Here is a 15,480-nt window from a genome sequence, read left to right on the forward strand (position 1 = left end):
TTATTTGCTTTTTTTACTTCTAATCATTGCTTCAAGCATATCCCACATTTCATCAGGAATTTCTTCCAGCATATTAAATTCTCCCGCGCCTTTCAACCATTCGCCACCATCAATGGTAATTACTTCTCCATTTATGTACGCAGAAAAATCACTCATTAAATATGCTGCTAAATTTGCTAGTTCTTGATGTACGCCAACTCTGCCTACAGGAACTTTCTTTTTCATATCAAATTTATCTTTTAAATTTCCGGGCAATAATCTGTCCCAAGCACCTTCGGTTGGGAACGGGCCAGGAGCAATGGCGTTTGAACGGATTCCATATTTTGCCCATTCTACCGCCAATGAGCGAGTCATAGCTAAAACACCGGCTTTTGCAGTTGCAGAAGGAACCACATACGCAGAGCCTGTCCAAGCATACGTTGTTACAATATTTAATATGGTAGCTTTTTGTTGTTTAATATCAATCCAATGTTTACCAAAAGCAAGTGTGCAGTTTTTACTTCCTTTTAATACAATATCAATAATAGTATCAAATGCATTGGCAGATAATCTTTCTGTTGGACTAATAAAATTTCCTGCAGCATTATTTAATAATCCATCTACTTTTCCAAACCGTTTTATAGTTTCTGCAAGTAAATTTTCTACTTCATTGTAATTTCTTACATCACACAGTACAGGTAAAACCTTACCTCCAGTTTTTTCTTCAAGTTCAATTTTAACATTATTTAATTTTTCAATATTTCTTGAAGTAATAACTACATTAGCACCTAGTTCTAAAAAATAAGTTGTCATCGATTTACCTAAACCGCTGCCTCCTCCAGTAATAACAATAACTTGATTATTTAAACTTCCTTCTTTTAACATTGGTTTTTGATACATAATTTGCGTATTTTTGGTTTTTATAAATGTAGGAAATATTTCATTTTTTTGGATTAAATTATTTTTTTTAATTTTTTTTAAAAATCTATTTGTCAAACACAAAACTAATTGTATATTTGCCCTCGCTTTTAGCAGGAGGATTTTGCTAATAACTAACAACATAAGAAACACGATTTTTAAAGATATTTGTAATGAGTAAAAGAACTTATCAGCCGTCAAAAAGAAAGAGAAGAAATAAACATGGTTTTAGAGAGCGTATGGCTTCTGCAACGGGTAGAAAAGTGTTAGCAAGAAGAAGAGCTAAAGGTAGAAAGAGAATTAGCGTTTCTTCTGATCCAAGACCAAAGAAATAATGAAACAATAGTTTTATATATAAGGTGTTACTTTCAATTAGTAACACCTTTTTTTATGATTTTTTGATAAGTTTTGAAAACTATTTTTTATTAAAAAACGAATTTTATTGATATTTACACATTAATTTTTTATACTAACAAATGCCAAAAAACACAAACATTAAATCAATATTAATAATTGGGTCAGGTCCAATTATTATTGGCCAAGCATGTGAATTTGATTACTCTGGTTCACAAGCTATTAGATCGTTAAAAGAAGAAGGAATTGAAGTTACTTTAATCAATTCTAACCCAGCAACTATTATGACAGACCCGTCATTGGCTGATAATGTTTATTTAAAACCATTAACAACAAAATCTATTATTGAAATTTTACAAATGCACCCAGAAATTGATGCAGTGTTACCTACAATGGGTGGGCAAACTGCATTAAATTTATGTATTGAAGCAGATGATAAAGGAATTTGGAAAGATTTTAATGTTGAATTAATTGGTGTTGATATTGATGCTATTAATATTACTGAAGATCGTGAAAAGTTTAGACAGTTAATGATTAAAATTGGTGTTGGACAAGCACCTTCAACCATAGCAACTTCATTTTTAAAAGGAAAAGAAATTGCACAAGAATATGGTTTTCCGTTGGTAATTAGACCATCATTTACATTAGGAGGTTTTGGAGCATCAATTGTATATGATAAAGAAGATTTTGATGAATTATTGAGTAGAGGTTTAGAAGCTTCCCCAATTCACGAAGTTATTATTGATAAAGCTTTATTAGGTTGGAAAGAGTACGAATTAGAACTTTTGAGAGATGATAACGATAATGTTGTTATTGTTTGTACTATTGAAAATATGGATCCAATGGGAATTCATACCGGAGATTCTATAACAGTTGCTCCAGCAATGACTTTGAGTGATAAAACTTTCCAAAGAATGCGTGATATGGCCATTTTAATGATGCGCTCTATTGGAGATTTTGCAGGTGGTTGTAACGTGCAGTTTGCTGTAAGCCCTGATGAGAAAGAAGATATTATTGCAATTGAAATCAATCCACGTGTATCGCGTTCATCAGCTTTAGCATCAAAAGCAACAGGATATCCTATTGCTAAAATTGCAGCTAAATTAGCGCTTGGCTATCATTTAGATGAATTAAATAATCAAATTACAAAAACTACTTCGGCGTTATTTGAGCCAACATTAGATTATGTAATTGTAAAAATACCACGTTGGAATTTCGATAAATTTGAAGGAGCAAACAGAACTTTAGGTTTGCAAATGAAATCGGTTGGAGAAGTAATGGGAATTGGGCGTTGTTTTCAAGAGGCATTACATAAAGCAACACAATCCCTTGAAATTAAAAGGAATGGCTTAGGAGCAGACGGAAAAGGTGAAACAAATTATGAAACAATTATAGAGAAATTAACGAATGCAAGTTGGGATCGTGTTTTTGTAATTTATGATGCTATTTCAATTGGTATTCCTTTAAGTAGAATTCACGAAATCACTAAAATTGATATGTGGTTTTTAAAGCAATATGAAGAATTATTGTCTTTAGAAAGAGAAATTACTACCAATAAATTAGAAACTTTAACCTATGAATTATTGCTAGAAGCAAAACAAAAAGGATTTGCCGACAGACAAATTGCGCATATGTTAGATTGTTTTGAAAGTGAAGTTTACGCAAAAAGACAAGAATTAGATATCAATAGAGTTTATAAATTAGTTGATACCTGTGCGGCTGAATTTAGTGCGCAAACACCATATTATTATTCAACTTTTGAAAATAAAATGATAACTGCAGAAAAAGGCAGTTATGCACATAATGAAAGTGTTGTAACCGATAAAAAGAAAATCATTGTATTAGGTTCTGGTCCAAATAGAATTGGGCAGGGAATTGAGTTTGATTATTGTTGTGTGCACGGAGTGCTAGCTGCTAGGGAAGCTGGTTATGAAACAATTATGATTAACTGTAATCCTGAAACTGTTTCCACAGATTTTGATACTGCCGATAAATTATATTTTGAACCAGTTTTTTGGGAACATATTTATGATATCATTCAACATGAAAAACCGGAAGGAGTTATCGTTCAGTTAGGCGGGCAAACAGCCTTAAAATTAGCTGAAAAATTAGATAAATGGGGTGTAAAAATTATAGGAACTAGCTTTGAAGCACTGGATTTAGCTGAAGACAGAAAACGTTTTTCTGAATTATTAGTTGAGTTAGACATTCCTTTTCCAAAATATGGAACAGCAACAACTGCTGATGAAGCAGCTGCAATTGCTGATAATTTAGATTTTCCAATTTTAGTTCGTCCATCATATGTATTAGGTGGACAAGGAATGAAAATTGTTATCAATAAAGAAGAATTAGAAAAACATGTGGTTGCATTGCTAAGAAGTATTCCAAATAATATGTTATTGCTAGATCATTATTTAGATGGTGCTATTGAAGCAGAAGCAGATGCAATTTGTGATGGTGAAGATGTGTATATTATTGGAATAATGGAGCACATTGAGCCTTGTGGAGTACATTCCGGTGATTCAAATGCTACGTTACCACCTTTTAATTTAGGTGAATTTGTGATGCAACAAATTAAAGATCATACCAAAAAAATAGCATTAGCTTTAAAAACGGTTGGTTTAATTAATATTCAGTTTGCTATTAAAGATGATACGGTTTATATCATTGAAGCCAATCCAAGAGCTTCTCGTACAGTTCCGTTTATTGCAAAAGCATACCAAGAGCCATACGTTAACTATGCAACCAAAGTAATGTTAGGAGTAAATAAGGTAAAAGACTTTACATTTAATCCTAAATTAGAAGGGTTTGCTATTAAACAACCAGTGTTCTCATTTAATAAGTTTCCTAACGTTGATAAAAAATTAGGACCAGAAATGAAATCAACAGGAGAAAGCATTTTATTTATTGATAGTTTAAAAGACGATCAGTTTTATGAATTGTATTCTCGTAGAAAAATGTATTTGAATAAATAATATTCTTAAGAGTGAAAAAAAGCCTTTATATTTAAATATAAGGGCTTTTTTACATTGTAATTTTAATGATTACGATGTGATTGGATGTGTTCAATTTTATTTTGATTTATTATATTTTTAGATGATGGATTCACAACAAAAGGAAGAATTAAAAATAAAAAACAAATAGTAAAAAAAACGATTGAAAAAATCTTTAAAGCTAGTTTTTTATAACATAGCCGTTCATATACACTTTTAATTGCTTTCCAATGTAAAATGATGTGGAGAATTAATAATCCAATTAAAAGAAATCCAATTATAAGATGAATTTCTCCCCACTCATGTCTGTTCAATCCTAATAATAAAAGTTTATCATTTCTTCCATATTTACTTATTTGTTCTTGGCCAGAAATTAAAGTGTATTTAATTAATAAACCGACGCCTAAAACAGCAGACATACAAAAGAACATTAGAGCATTTATGATAAAATTCAGTGTTGGTTTTCTCATTATTTTTATTTTATAATTACTTATGGAAATTAGACTTGTAAAATGCAAAAAGGTTTAAATTGAAATGTTTTTTTGATTTTATAAATTTAAAAATTACATTTGTTTAAATAAAATACAAAAGGTTTGAACAATATTAAAACTGAATTTACAATTAAAGATCTAGAAAACTTTTCTGGAATTAAAGCACATACCATTAGAATTTGGGAAAAACGCTATAATTTGTTTGAACCACAAAGAACAGAATCAAACATTAGATATTATAATATTGATAATTTAAAAAAATTATTAAATGTTACTCTGCTGTACAATAGTGGATTAAAAATTTCTAAAATCGCTGATCTTTCTAAAAATAAAATGGAAATTAAGGTGAAGGAAATTGTTTTTAAAGAAGGTTTTGAAAGCAGCGCCTTAAACTCATTTAAATTAGCAATGTTAAATTTTGATGAACCCTTATTCAATCAAACATATAATAGTTTAATATCTCATAGCTCATTTAGGTCTATTTTCACAAAAATATTTTTACCGTTTTTAAATGAAATAGGAGTTTTATGGATGGTAAATTCAATAACACCGGCACATGAGCATTTTATTACGAATTTAATTAAGCAAAAATTATATTTAAATATTGAAAAACTTCAATTGTTAAATGTGAATGATAGTAATGAAAAATATGTATTGTTTTTACCTTTAAATGAAATTCATGAGTTAGGGTTATTGTACTTACATTTTGAATTGTTATTTCAAGGAAAGCATTCTATTTATTTAGGGCAAAGTGTTCCAGTAGAGAATTTAAAAGATCTTCAGAATGTATATAAAGAAATTTGTTTTGTTACTTATTTAACGGTAGAACCAAGTAAAATTTCAACTGAAGAATATTTACAAGAGCTATTTAATAATGTGCTAATAAATACAACGCATAAGTTGTGGGTTACTGGCTTTAAATTGCAACAAATTGAAGAAAATTATCAAACACCAGCACAAATATCTTTATTTCCTTCACCTACTGCAATGTTAAATATTCTGTAATTTTTTTTATTAAATTTTGTTTTGTTTAATCTTTTTGTATATTTGTTAAACAAAATATGAGAAACATAATTATAATAGGTTCGGGATTTTCATCACTTTCAGCTTCGTGTTACTTAGCTCAAAAGGGATTTAACGTAACTATACTTGAGAAAAATTCAAGTGTAGGAGGAAGAGCACGAGTTTTAGAACAGGATGGTTTTAAATTCGATATTGGTCCAACTTGGTATTGGATGCCAGATGTTTTTGAGAAATTTTTTAATGATTTCAATAAAAAACCATCAGATTATTACGATTTAAAAAAGTTAGCTCCTGCATATCAGGTTTATTTTGATGTACTTGAGTCATTAACTATTTCAGATAATATTAAAGAAATTTATGAGCTTTTTGAGAAAGAAGAAAAAGGAAGTTCAAAATACTTGAAGAAGTTTTTGAAAGCAGCAAAATTTAATTATGAAATTGCTGTGAATAATATGGTATACAAACCAGGAAATTCTATCACAGAATTAATCACTTTTGATACCATAAAAAATGTAAATCAGTTTTTTAAAAGTATCAGTACAGAAGTAAGAGCTAATATTAAAAGCAAAAAGTTAATTCAAATATTAGAATTTCCTGTATTGTTTTTAGGCGCAAAACCATCAAACACTCCAAGTTTTTACAGTTTTATGAATTATGCCGATTTTGGTTTAGGAACTTGGCATCCAGAAGGAGGAATGTTTGAAGTTGTAAAAGCATTTGTTTCATTAGCCACGGAATTAGGCGTTACTGTTAAAACAAATCAGAATGTGCAAAAAATTGAAGTTGAAAATGGAAAAACTACTGGTGTAACTGTTGATGGCTTGTTTATGCCTGCAGATATTGTAGTAAGTGGCGCAGATTATCATCATTCAGAAACGTTGCTAGATAAAAAGTATAGAATGTACTCTGAAAAATATTGGAGTAAAAAAACATTCGCACCTTCATCCTTATTGTTTTATGTAGGTTTCGATAAAAAATTAGAAAATGTTGCACATCATACGTTATTTTTTGATACGGATTTTGATGTACACGCAGTAGATATTTACGATACGCCTCAATGGCCAAAAGAGCCGCTTTTTTATGCAAGTTTCCCAAGTATAACCGATAATAGTTTTGCCCCTATTAATAAAGAAGCGGCTACTTTTTTAATTCCAATTGCTCCGGGTATTGAAGATAATCCAAAAATTAGAGAACATTATTTTAATGTAATTATAGAGCGATTAGAAAAATTAACAAATCAAAAAGTATCAGACAGTATTTTATTTAAAAGATCGTATTGTGTAAATGACTTTATAGAAGACTATAATTCATATAAAGGGAATGCCTACGGGTTGGCAAATACATTAACTCAAACTGCTTTTTTACGACCAAAAATTATCAGTAAAAAAGTACAAAATTTATTTTTCACAGGTCAATTAACAGTGCCAGGACCGGGCGTTCCGCCATCAATAATTTCGGGTAAAATTGTGTCGGAAATGGTCTTAAAAAATGCTGTTTAAAATATACTACTACTAACTAAAAAAATTAAAGATTATGAAGCAAATATTTGATGATACTTCCTTTGTTTGTAGCAAAATTGTTACAAAAAAATACAGTACTTCTTTTTCTTTGGCAGTAAAAATGTTATCACCAAAAATTAGAGAAGATATTTATAGTATTTACGCTTTTGTGAGGTTTGCAGATGAGATTGTAGATTCATTTCATGGCTATGATAAAAATAAATTAATCAATCAGTTTGAAACAGATTATTATACCGCAATGGAAGCTGGTATTAGCTTAAATCCAATTTTAAATAGTTTTCAAAAAACAGTTAAAAAGAATAATATTACTGATGATTTGGTGCAGGCTTTTTTAACAAGTATGAAACTAGATTTAAACAAAACAGAATATGAAACGCAGGCAGAATATAATAATTACATTTATGGATCGGCTGATGTAGTTGGTTTAATGTGTTTAAAAGTATTTGTGAATGGTGATGATGAAAAATATGAAAGTTTAAAAGAACCTGCTATGAAATTAGGTTCGGCATTTCAAAAAGTAAATTTTTTGAGAGATTTAAAAGATGATTATGAAATTTTAAATCGTTCTTACTTTCCAGGAGTAAATTTTAAGTCGCTAGACTTAAATGCAAAGCAATCTATTATTAATGAAATTGAAGAAGATTTTGTTGAAGCATATAAAGGCATAAAATTATTGCCAATTGAGGCGAAATTTGGTGTATACACTGCTTATATTTATTATAGAAGATTGTTATCAAAATTAAAAAGTACACCGTCAGAGAAAATTTTAACAACCAGAATTAGAGTTTCTAACCCAATGAAAGTAAGTTTATTAGCACGTTCTTTTTTGGTATTTAAATTAAATTTATTATAATAATTATGAAAATCTTTCTGTTTTTTGTATTTGTTACAGTTTCTGTATATTCAACAGGAATAGAGGAGATTAGAAATAATTTTTTAACTGTAAAAACTATTAAAGAAGCTGATAATTACATTCAGTTATTAGAGAAAAGTGACTTAAAAGAAGCAAATGCTTACAAAGCAGCACTATTATTAATGAAAGCAAAATTTGCATTTTTTCCTTTTAATAAATGGAGTTATTTTAAAGAAGGTTCAGAGTTATTAGATAATGCAATTAAAACTGATGCAAAAAATATAGAAATGCGCTATATCCGTTTTTTGTTTCAAAGTGAAATTCCTAAATTTTTAGGCTATCATAAAAATATAGAAGAAGATTATACTTTTATAGTTAATAACATTGTAAATAGTTCATTACCTTTAAAGTTTAAACAAACAATGTTAGGTAAAATGTTGTTAGTAAAAGGATTAACAGTAAGTCAATCAACAAAAATAAACAAAGTAATTCAAAAATTATGATATTTTTTTTAACTACACTTATAACATTTGTATGTATGGAATGTGTTACTTGGTTAACGCATAAATTTGTAATGCACGGTTTTATGTGGTATTTTCATGAAGATCACCATCAGCCGCAATACAAAAGTTGGTTTGAAAGAAATGATGTGTTTTTTGTAATTTTTGCCATTCCTAGTATTGTATTATTTTACGTTGGTTTGCAAGGTGGATTGAATTACTTCTTTTTTATTGGTTTAGGAATCTTGCTTTACGGAATGGCTTACTTTTTAGTGCATGACGTTTTAATTCATAGGCGATTTAAATGGTTTAATAAAACAACTAATAAGTATTTAATTGGTTTAAGAAAAGCGCATAAAGTGCATCATAAACATTTAGGAAAAGAAGAAGGGGAATGTTTTGGTATGTTGTTTGTGCCTTTTAAATATTTTAGAATGTAATGAGTTTATATTTAGTATTAAATATCGCATCATTTATAGTTCCATTCGTTTATAGTTTTGAAAAAAAAATGCGCTTTATAAAGTGGTGGAAATCTGTTTTTCTTTCCATTTTTATTGTTGCGTTCTTTTTTTTAGTTTGGGATATATTTTTCACCAAAATGGGTGTTTGGGGTTTTAATCCTGTGTATCATGTTAATTTCACTATTTTAGGACTTCCGTTAGAGGAAATATTATTTTTCATCTGCATTCCTTACGCAAGTATTTTTACACATTATGCAGTAGGATATTTTTATCCAAATCTTCAACTATCAAAAAAAGTTACAAATTATATTACAATTATATTGTTTTTAATATCAGCAATTGTGTTGATTTTCAATACAGATAAATGGTACACATTTATTAATTTGTTGGTTTTTGCTGGTTTACTCATATATGCTTTTGTTACTAAGAATACTATTTTACAAAAATTCTACATTACTTTTTTAGTGATTTTAATTCCATTTTTTATTGTAAATGGTATTTTAACTGGAAGTTTTATTCATCAGGAAGTTGTTTGGTATGACAATGCAGAAAATTTAGGAATTCGTTTATTCACAATTCCTATAGAAGATGCTTTTTACGCGTTTAGTATGCTTTTTGCCAACTTAATATTGATTGAAAAGTTTAAAAAAGTATTCAACTAATAAGTTATGAGTAAAAAAGAAATTGCTATTTTTTGGTTTAGAAGAGATTTAAGATTACACGATAATTGTGCCTTGTTTCACGCATTAAAATCGGGTTATCCAGTAATTCCTATTTTTATTTTTGATAAAGATATTCTAAACGAATTGCCTAAAAATGACGCTAGGGTTTCATTTATTTATGAAACTTTAAATGCATTAAATAATCAATTAATTAAAATTGGGAGTGCTGTAAAAATAGAATTCGGCTCGGTTGAACAAGTTTGGGAAAAATTGCTAAAAAACTTTAATATTAAAGAAGTTTATTCAAATAAAGATTATGAACCCTATGCTATTAAAAGAGATTTAAAAATTGAACAGTTATGTTCAGAAAAAGATATAGCGTTTAAATCTTTTAAAGATCAAGTAATTTTTGAAGAAGCTGAAATTGTTAAAGATGATGGATTACCATATACAGTTTACACTCCTTATAAAAACAAATGGCTAAAAAAGTATTCAGAAAATACAATTAAGATATTTCCCTCTGAACAATTCCTCGAAAACTTACATAAAGAGATTTATATTTTTCCTTCACTAAGTGCTATTGGTTTTCAATTAAGTGAAATAAAAGTACTACCATATAATAATAAGTGTATTTCAAGTTACAATAAAACTAGAGATTTACCATTTGTAGAAACTTCAAACCTATCGGTTCATTTGCGTTTCGGTACAGTTAGCATTCGTAAATTGGCAGATTTTGCAATTAAAACAAATGCAACATTTGCCAGTGAACTTATTTGGCGTGAATTTTTTATGCAAATACTATATCATTTTCCTAAAGTTGTACATCAAAATTTTAGAGAAAAATATAATTATATTCCTTGGCGAAATAATGAAGTGGAATTTAAATTATGGTGCGAAGGTAAAACCGGTTACCCAATTGTAGATGCTGGAATGCGACAATTAAATCAAACTGGCTATATGCATAATCGTGTTCGTATGATTACGGCTAGCTTTTTATGCAAGCATTTACTAATAGATTGGCGTTGGGGAGAAGCTTATTTTGCAAAAAAACTATTAGATTATGATTTGTCTGCAAACAACGGTAATTGGCAATGGGTTGCAGGAACTGGTTGCGATGCTGCACCTTATTATAGAGTTTTTAATCCGTTAACCCAACAACAAAAATTTGACTCAGATTTAAAATATACTAAAAAGTGGAATTCTAATTTTAAAAATGCTCCAGAAATTGTGGAACATAAATTTGCCAGAGAACGTTATTTATCCGTATTAAAGAAAGACTGAATTAATATTTCATTTGCATAAATTCTTTTAAAATCAACTTTTTTTACACGTATTACAGTTTTTCAGAAAGTTATATTTTTGACATTAAATTTAAAAAAAACATATAAAAAATACCTCACTACTTTTTTATGAGTTTGCTATGTAAATACATAAAATAAGCAGAAAAAATTATGTTATTTTAATGTTAATTTTGTTACAGTCTTTCTTAAAATTGGTAAACCAATTAGTGTATTTAGCTGATAGTCAGTAATTAAAAAAAGTTATTTTTACACATTCCAAATAGTTTTTCAAACGTTTTAGCTGATATATGTCATTATAACTCTTACTTTAATCCTATAATTTTACCACATCAATAGAATAGCATAATTTATATTGTTTGTAATGCTTTTCTGTTTTTAATATAAATAGTTCAATTTATTAAGTGTAAATATAAGTATAATGAAAGAAGAGAATTCAAAATTAATTTGTGATGCCAATGAAGCGGTTGCTATTGTTGCACACAAAACAAATGAGGTATGTGCCATTTATCCGATAACACCTGCTTCACCAATGGGTGAACATGTAGATGTTTATAGTTCTCAGGGTAGAAAAAACATTTGGAATAACGTTCCTCGCATTGTAGAAATGCAAAGTGAAGGTGGTGCTGCAGGAGCTGTGCATGGTTCTTTACAGGCGGGTGCTTTAACTACTACATTTACAGCATCTCAAGGATTATTATTGATGATTCCAAATATGTATAAAATGGCTGGTGAATTATTACCTTCAGTTATACATGTTGCTGCAAGAACAATTGCAACTCACGCATTATCAATTTTTGGAGATCATTCAGATGTAATGTCTGCACGTTCAACAGGTTTTTCAATGTTATTTGCTGGAAGCGTTCAAGAAGCTCACGATTTTGCATTAATATCTCAAGTGGCTACTTTAAAAAGTAGAGTGCCATTTTTAAATATTTTTGATGGATTTAGAACATCACATGAAATTTCTAAAATAGATGCTATTCCTGATGCAGTAATTACCGCAATGATGCCTGAGGAAGAAGTAATGAAACATAGAAAGCGTTCATTAGATTCAGACAATCCTACAATAAAAGGTACAGCTCAAAACCCAGATGTATTTTTCCAAGCACGTGAAGCGTGTAATACATATTACCAAAAAGTACCTGGAATTGTACAAGAAACAATGGATGAATTCTACAAACATACAGGCAGAAAATATAGCTTATTCTATTATATAGGTCATCCAGAAGCTGAAAAAGTAGTAGTTATTATGGGATCTGGAGAAGGACCTGTAAGAGAAACTATTGACACAATGGTTGAAAAAGGAGAAAAAGTAGGAGCATTATTTGTGCGTTTATACCGTCCTTTCTCAGTAAGTGATTTCTTAAAAGAATTACCAAAATCAGTTAAAAAAGTAGCTGTTTTAGATAGAACAAAAGAGCCAGGAAGTGTTGGTGAACCATTATATTTAGATGTAGTTACTGCATTTGTTGAAATGGGTGAATCTATGCCTACAGTTGTTGGTGGTCGTTATGGGCTTTCTTCAAAAGAATTTACACCAGCAATGGTTAAAGGTATTTTTGATGAATTAGAAAACAAAAAGCCAAAAAATCATTTTACTGTTGGTATTAATGATGACGTTACACATACAAGTTTACCAATCAATCCATATTTCCAAACAAGAAAATCAACATTTAACTGTATGTTCTACGGTTTAGGATCTGATGGTACGGTTGGAGCAAACAAAAACTCTATTAAAATTATTGGTGAAACAACTGATAATTATGTACAAGGATATTTTGTATACGATTCTAAAAAAGCCGGAGCACAAACAATTTCGCATTTACGTTTTGGACCAGAACCAATTTATTCAAGTTATTTAATTAATAAAGCTAATTTTATTGCTTGTCACCAACCTAACTTTGTGTATGAATATGATATTCTAAAAAACATAAAAGAAGGAGGTACATTCTTATTAAACACACCACATTCTAAATATAAAATTTGGGCTGAACTACCAAGTGTAATTCAAAAAAGAATTATTGAAAATAATATTGAATTTTATGTTATTGATGCTACAAAAGTAGCCTTAGAAGCTAAATTAGGTAAACGTACAAATACTGTATTACAAACTTGTTTCTTTGCTATTTCTGGTGTATTACCAAAAGATGAAGCAATCAAAAAAATTAAAGATGCTATTGTAAAATCATATTCTCATAAAGGAGATAAAGTGGTACAAATGAACTTTAAAGCTGTTGATACTTCATTAGAAAATCTTCAAAAAGTTGAATATCCACTTCATACAACAAACGAAGATCAATTATTGCCATTAATGACTGGTGATGCTGACAATTTTGTAAAAGAAGTTTTAGGAACTATTTTAGCAGGTAATGGAGATACTTTACCGGTAAGTGCATTCCCAGTAGACGGAACTTTCCCTACAGGAACTACACAATATGAAAAACGTGGTATTGCAACTTTTGTACCTACTTGGGATGATGCAGATTTATGTACACAATGTAACAAATGTGTTGCAATTTGTCCGCACGCAGCCATTAGAGCTAAAGTTGTTTCAAATGATTTATTAGTAAACGCACCAGATTCACTAAAACATGTACCAGCAAAAGGTAGACCTTTTGATGCAAAAACTGAAAGTTACATACTACAAGTTTCTCCAGAAGATTGTACAGGATGTGATCTTTGTGTTGCTGTTTGTCCAGCTGAAAGTAAAGAAGTAGCAAATACATTTGCAATTAACTTGGCTGATAAACGTGAAGTTGAAAAAGTTGAAAATGTAAATTGGGATTACTTTATTGATTTACCAGACTACGACAGAAAAGAGTTGGTAACTTCAACTGTAAAAGGATCACAATTTTTACAACCATTGTTTGAGTTTTCAGGCGCTTGTTCTGGTTGTGGAGAAACACCTTATATTAAAATGATTACTCAGTTGTATGGTGATAGCATTATGATTGCTAATGCAACTGGATGTTCTTCAATTTATGGAGCTAATTTACCAACAACACCTTATACTAAAAATAAAGCAGGTCGTGGACCAGCTTGGGCTAACTCATTATTTGAAGACAATGCTGAGTTTGGTTTAGGTATGAAACTAGCTTTATCTAAAAAACAAGAAATAGCAGTTGATTTATTAAAAACTTTAGAAAGTAAAATAGGAAGCACATTGGTTAATGATATTTTAAACAATGATGAAACTAATGAAACTTTAAAAGAGCAAAAATTAAATCAAATAGATGAGTTAAACGTAATTTTAAATACAATTGATACTTACGATGCTAAAAAACTAAGAAACCTTTCTGAGTATTTACGTAAAAAAGACGTTTGGATTTTTGGTGGTGACGGTTGGGCTTATGATATTGGATATGGTGGTTTAGATCACTTATTCTCTTCAGGAGAAAATATCAATATTTTAGTAATGGATACTGAAGTGTATTCAAATACTGGAGGCCAAGCATCTAAAGCAACACCAATGGGAGCAAGTGCGAAATTTGCAATTAATGGTAAAATGACATCTAAGAAAAGTTTAGCATTGCAAGCAGTTTCTTATGGAAATGTGTATGTAGCTCAAATTGCAATTGGTGCTAAAGATAACCAAACATTAAAAGCAATTGAAGAAGCAGCAGCGTATCCAGGACCATCTTTAATTATTGCTTACGCACATTGTGGTGAACACGGTTACGATTTAAAAGACGGAGCTTCACACCAAGAAAAAGCGGTAGAAACAGGTTATTGGCCTTTATTTAGATTCAATCCTCAATCAGAAAAAGGAAAGAAATTTAGATTAGATTCAAAAGCACCTTCTGCACCTCTTCAAGACTTTATGTATAAAGAAACTCGTTTTACAAGAGTTGCAAAAGAAAACCCAGAATTAGCTGGCGTGTTATTAGAAAAAGCACAAGAGCAAGTAGATTCTCAATGGGAAAGATTAGAACTTTATAAAAATTTATAAATTTTGATTAACTGAAAAAGTGCTGTTTACGTAATGTATTCAGCACTTTTTTTAACTCTTTAAAAACCAATTGATATGAATGATAGGTCAGAAGCTTTTTTTAAAGAAGCAACAAAAAAATTAAATGAAGCAAAAAACGAATTATTTAAACCTGCAGAAGATTTTGTAAGTTATTCTGTATGTAAAAATTCACAATTTGCTATCGAAAATTACCTAAAAGGTTATTTAGTATCGCACAATGCAAAACTTGAAGGTAATGAAACAATTGCAAGTTTATTTGACAAGTGTGTAGCAATTGACAAAGATTTTAGTAAAATAGACTTAAGTGCAATTGGTTGTAAAAATCATCCAATTGACTCTAGATATTGTTCTGAAATTAATTCAGTAAGCGCTTGTTTTGATGCTGCAGACAGCATAGATACTTACCTAAAAAAAACGAAAGTATTATAATACTAACACCTTTTTTGGTTTGTTGA

13 protein-coding genes are annotated in these 15,480 nt (G+C 29.6%); 11 read left to right on the forward strand and 2 right to left on the reverse strand.

All coding sequences use genetic code 11. The features are described from left to right. Positions 1-879 carry an SDR family oxidoreductase gene (locus BM335_RS00120; RefSeq protein WP_090223165.1) on the reverse strand — a complete coding sequence of 293 codons (879 nt, stop codon included), beginning with the start codon at positions 877-879 and terminating at the stop codon, positions 1-3. Positions 880-1,070: 191 nt separating this feature from the next. Here BM335_RS00120 and rpmH point away from each other — a divergent pair, with 191 nt between their 5' ends. Further along, a complete protein-coding gene (gene rpmH, locus BM335_RS00125) occupies positions 1,071-1,232 on the forward strand; it encodes a 50S ribosomal protein L34 (RefSeq protein ID WP_090221690.1) in 162 nt (53 codons plus the stop codon). 141 nt (positions 1,233-1,373) lie between these two features. After that, positions 1,374-4,226: a carbamoyl-phosphate synthase large subunit gene (gene carB, locus BM335_RS00130; RefSeq protein WP_090221692.1), complete on the forward strand. Its 2,853-nt coding sequence runs from the start codon at positions 1,374-1,376 to the stop codon at positions 4,224-4,226. Positions 4,227-4,288: 62 nt separating this feature from the next. On the opposite strand, the gene BM335_RS00135 is transcribed toward carB, so the two are convergent. Continuing rightward, the gene (locus tag BM335_RS00135) at positions 4,289-4,714 is read right to left on the reverse strand and encodes a DUF4405 domain-containing protein (RefSeq protein WP_143102355.1); all 426 of its coding nucleotides are present in this window, start codon (positions 4,712-4,714) and stop codon (positions 4,289-4,291) included. Between the two features lie 123 nt (positions 4,715-4,837). On the opposite strand from BM335_RS00135, the gene BM335_RS00140 reads away from it, so the two are divergent. The 9 genes from BM335_RS00140 (at position 4,838) to BM335_RS00180 (ending at position 15,454) form a co-directional block, all read left to right on the forward strand. Beyond that, the gene (locus BM335_RS00140) at positions 4,838-5,740 is read left to right on the forward strand and encodes a MerR family transcriptional regulator (protein ID WP_090221695.1); all 903 of its coding nucleotides are present in this window, start codon (positions 4,838-4,840) and stop codon (positions 5,738-5,740) included. A 56-nt stretch (positions 5,741-5,796) separates the two neighbouring features. Then, entirely contained in the window at positions 5,797-7,257 is a 1,461-nt protein-coding gene (locus tag BM335_RS00145) for a phytoene desaturase family protein (RefSeq protein WP_090221698.1), read from the forward strand. 34 nt (positions 7,258-7,291) lie between these two features. Beyond that, the gene (locus tag BM335_RS00150; protein WP_090221700.1) at positions 7,292-8,131 is read left to right on the forward strand and encodes a phytoene/squalene synthase family protein; all 840 of its coding nucleotides are present in this window, start codon (positions 7,292-7,294) and stop codon (positions 8,129-8,131) included. Positions 8,132-8,136: 5 nt separating this feature from the next. Beyond that, the gene (locus BM335_RS00155) at positions 8,137-8,634 is read left to right on the forward strand and encodes a hypothetical protein (protein ID WP_090221703.1); all 498 of its coding nucleotides are present in this window, start codon (positions 8,137-8,139) and stop codon (positions 8,632-8,634) included. After that, a complete protein-coding gene (locus BM335_RS00160; RefSeq protein ID WP_090221705.1) occupies positions 8,631-9,071 on the forward strand; it encodes a sterol desaturase family protein in 441 nt (146 codons plus the stop codon). Before BM335_RS00155 ends, BM335_RS00160 begins: the two co-directional genes overlap by 4 nt. Further along, entirely contained in the window at positions 9,071-9,754 is a 684-nt protein-coding gene (locus tag BM335_RS00165) for a lycopene cyclase domain-containing protein (protein WP_090221708.1), read from the forward strand. The genes BM335_RS00160 and BM335_RS00165 overlap by 1 nt, the downstream gene beginning before the upstream one ends. A gap of 6 nt (positions 9,755-9,760) precedes the next feature. Beyond that, positions 9,761-11,035, forward strand: coding sequence for a cryptochrome/photolyase family protein (locus BM335_RS00170; protein ID WP_090221711.1), 1,275 nt, complete (start codon positions 9,761-9,763; stop codon positions 11,033-11,035). A gap of 438 nt (positions 11,036-11,473) precedes the next feature. Further along, positions 11,474-15,004, forward strand: a complete 3,531-nt coding sequence (gene nifJ, locus BM335_RS00175; RefSeq protein WP_090221713.1) for a pyruvate:ferredoxin (flavodoxin) oxidoreductase — start codon at positions 11,474-11,476, stop codon at positions 15,002-15,004. 75 nt (positions 15,005-15,079) lie between these two features. Beyond that, entirely contained in the window at positions 15,080-15,454 is a 375-nt protein-coding gene (locus tag BM335_RS00180; protein ID WP_090221715.1) for a HEPN domain-containing protein, read from the forward strand. Positions 15,455-15,480: the final 26 nt, after the last annotated feature.

It is taken from the genome of Lutibacter maritimus (genome assembly GCF_900116115.1).
GTDB classification, from domain to species: domain Bacteria; phylum Bacteroidota; class Bacteroidia; order Flavobacteriales; family Flavobacteriaceae; genus Lutibacter; species Lutibacter maritimus.

Coding starts and splice junctions, on each gene's coding strand:
- BM335_RS00120 (WP_090223165.1), bottom strand. CDS start 879: ATGTATCAAAAACCAATGTTAAAAGAAGGAAGTTTAAATAATCAAGTT.
- rpmH (WP_090221690.1), top strand. CDS start 1,071: ATGAGTAAAAGAACTTATCAGCCGTCAAAAAGAAAGAGAAGAAATAAA.
- carB (WP_090221692.1), top strand. CDS start 1,374: ATGCCAAAAAACACAAACATTAAATCAATATTAATAATTGGGTCAGGT.
- BM335_RS00135 (WP_143102355.1), bottom strand. CDS start 4,714: ATGAGAAAACCAACACTGAATTTTATCATAAATGCTCTAATGTTCTTT.
- BM335_RS00145 (WP_090221698.1), top strand. CDS start 5,797: ATGAGAAACATAATTATAATAGGTTCGGGATTTTCATCACTTTCAGCT.
- BM335_RS00150 (WP_090221700.1), top strand. CDS start 7,292: ATGAAGCAAATATTTGATGATACTTCCTTTGTTTGTAGCAAAATTGTT.
- BM335_RS00155 (WP_090221703.1), top strand. CDS start 8,137: ATGAAAATCTTTCTGTTTTTTGTATTTGTTACAGTTTCTGTATATTCA.
- BM335_RS00160 (WP_090221705.1), top strand. CDS start 8,631: ATGATATTTTTTTTAACTACACTTATAACATTTGTATGTATGGAATGT.
- BM335_RS00165 (WP_090221708.1), top strand. CDS start 9,071: ATGAGTTTATATTTAGTATTAAATATCGCATCATTTATAGTTCCATTC.
- BM335_RS00170 (WP_090221711.1), top strand. CDS start 9,761: ATGAGTAAAAAAGAAATTGCTATTTTTTGGTTTAGAAGAGATTTAAGA.
- nifJ (WP_090221713.1), top strand. CDS start 11,474: ATGAAAGAAGAGAATTCAAAATTAATTTGTGATGCCAATGAAGCGGTT.
- BM335_RS00180 (WP_090221715.1), top strand. CDS start 15,080: ATGAATGATAGGTCAGAAGCTTTTTTTAAAGAAGCAACAAAAAAATTA.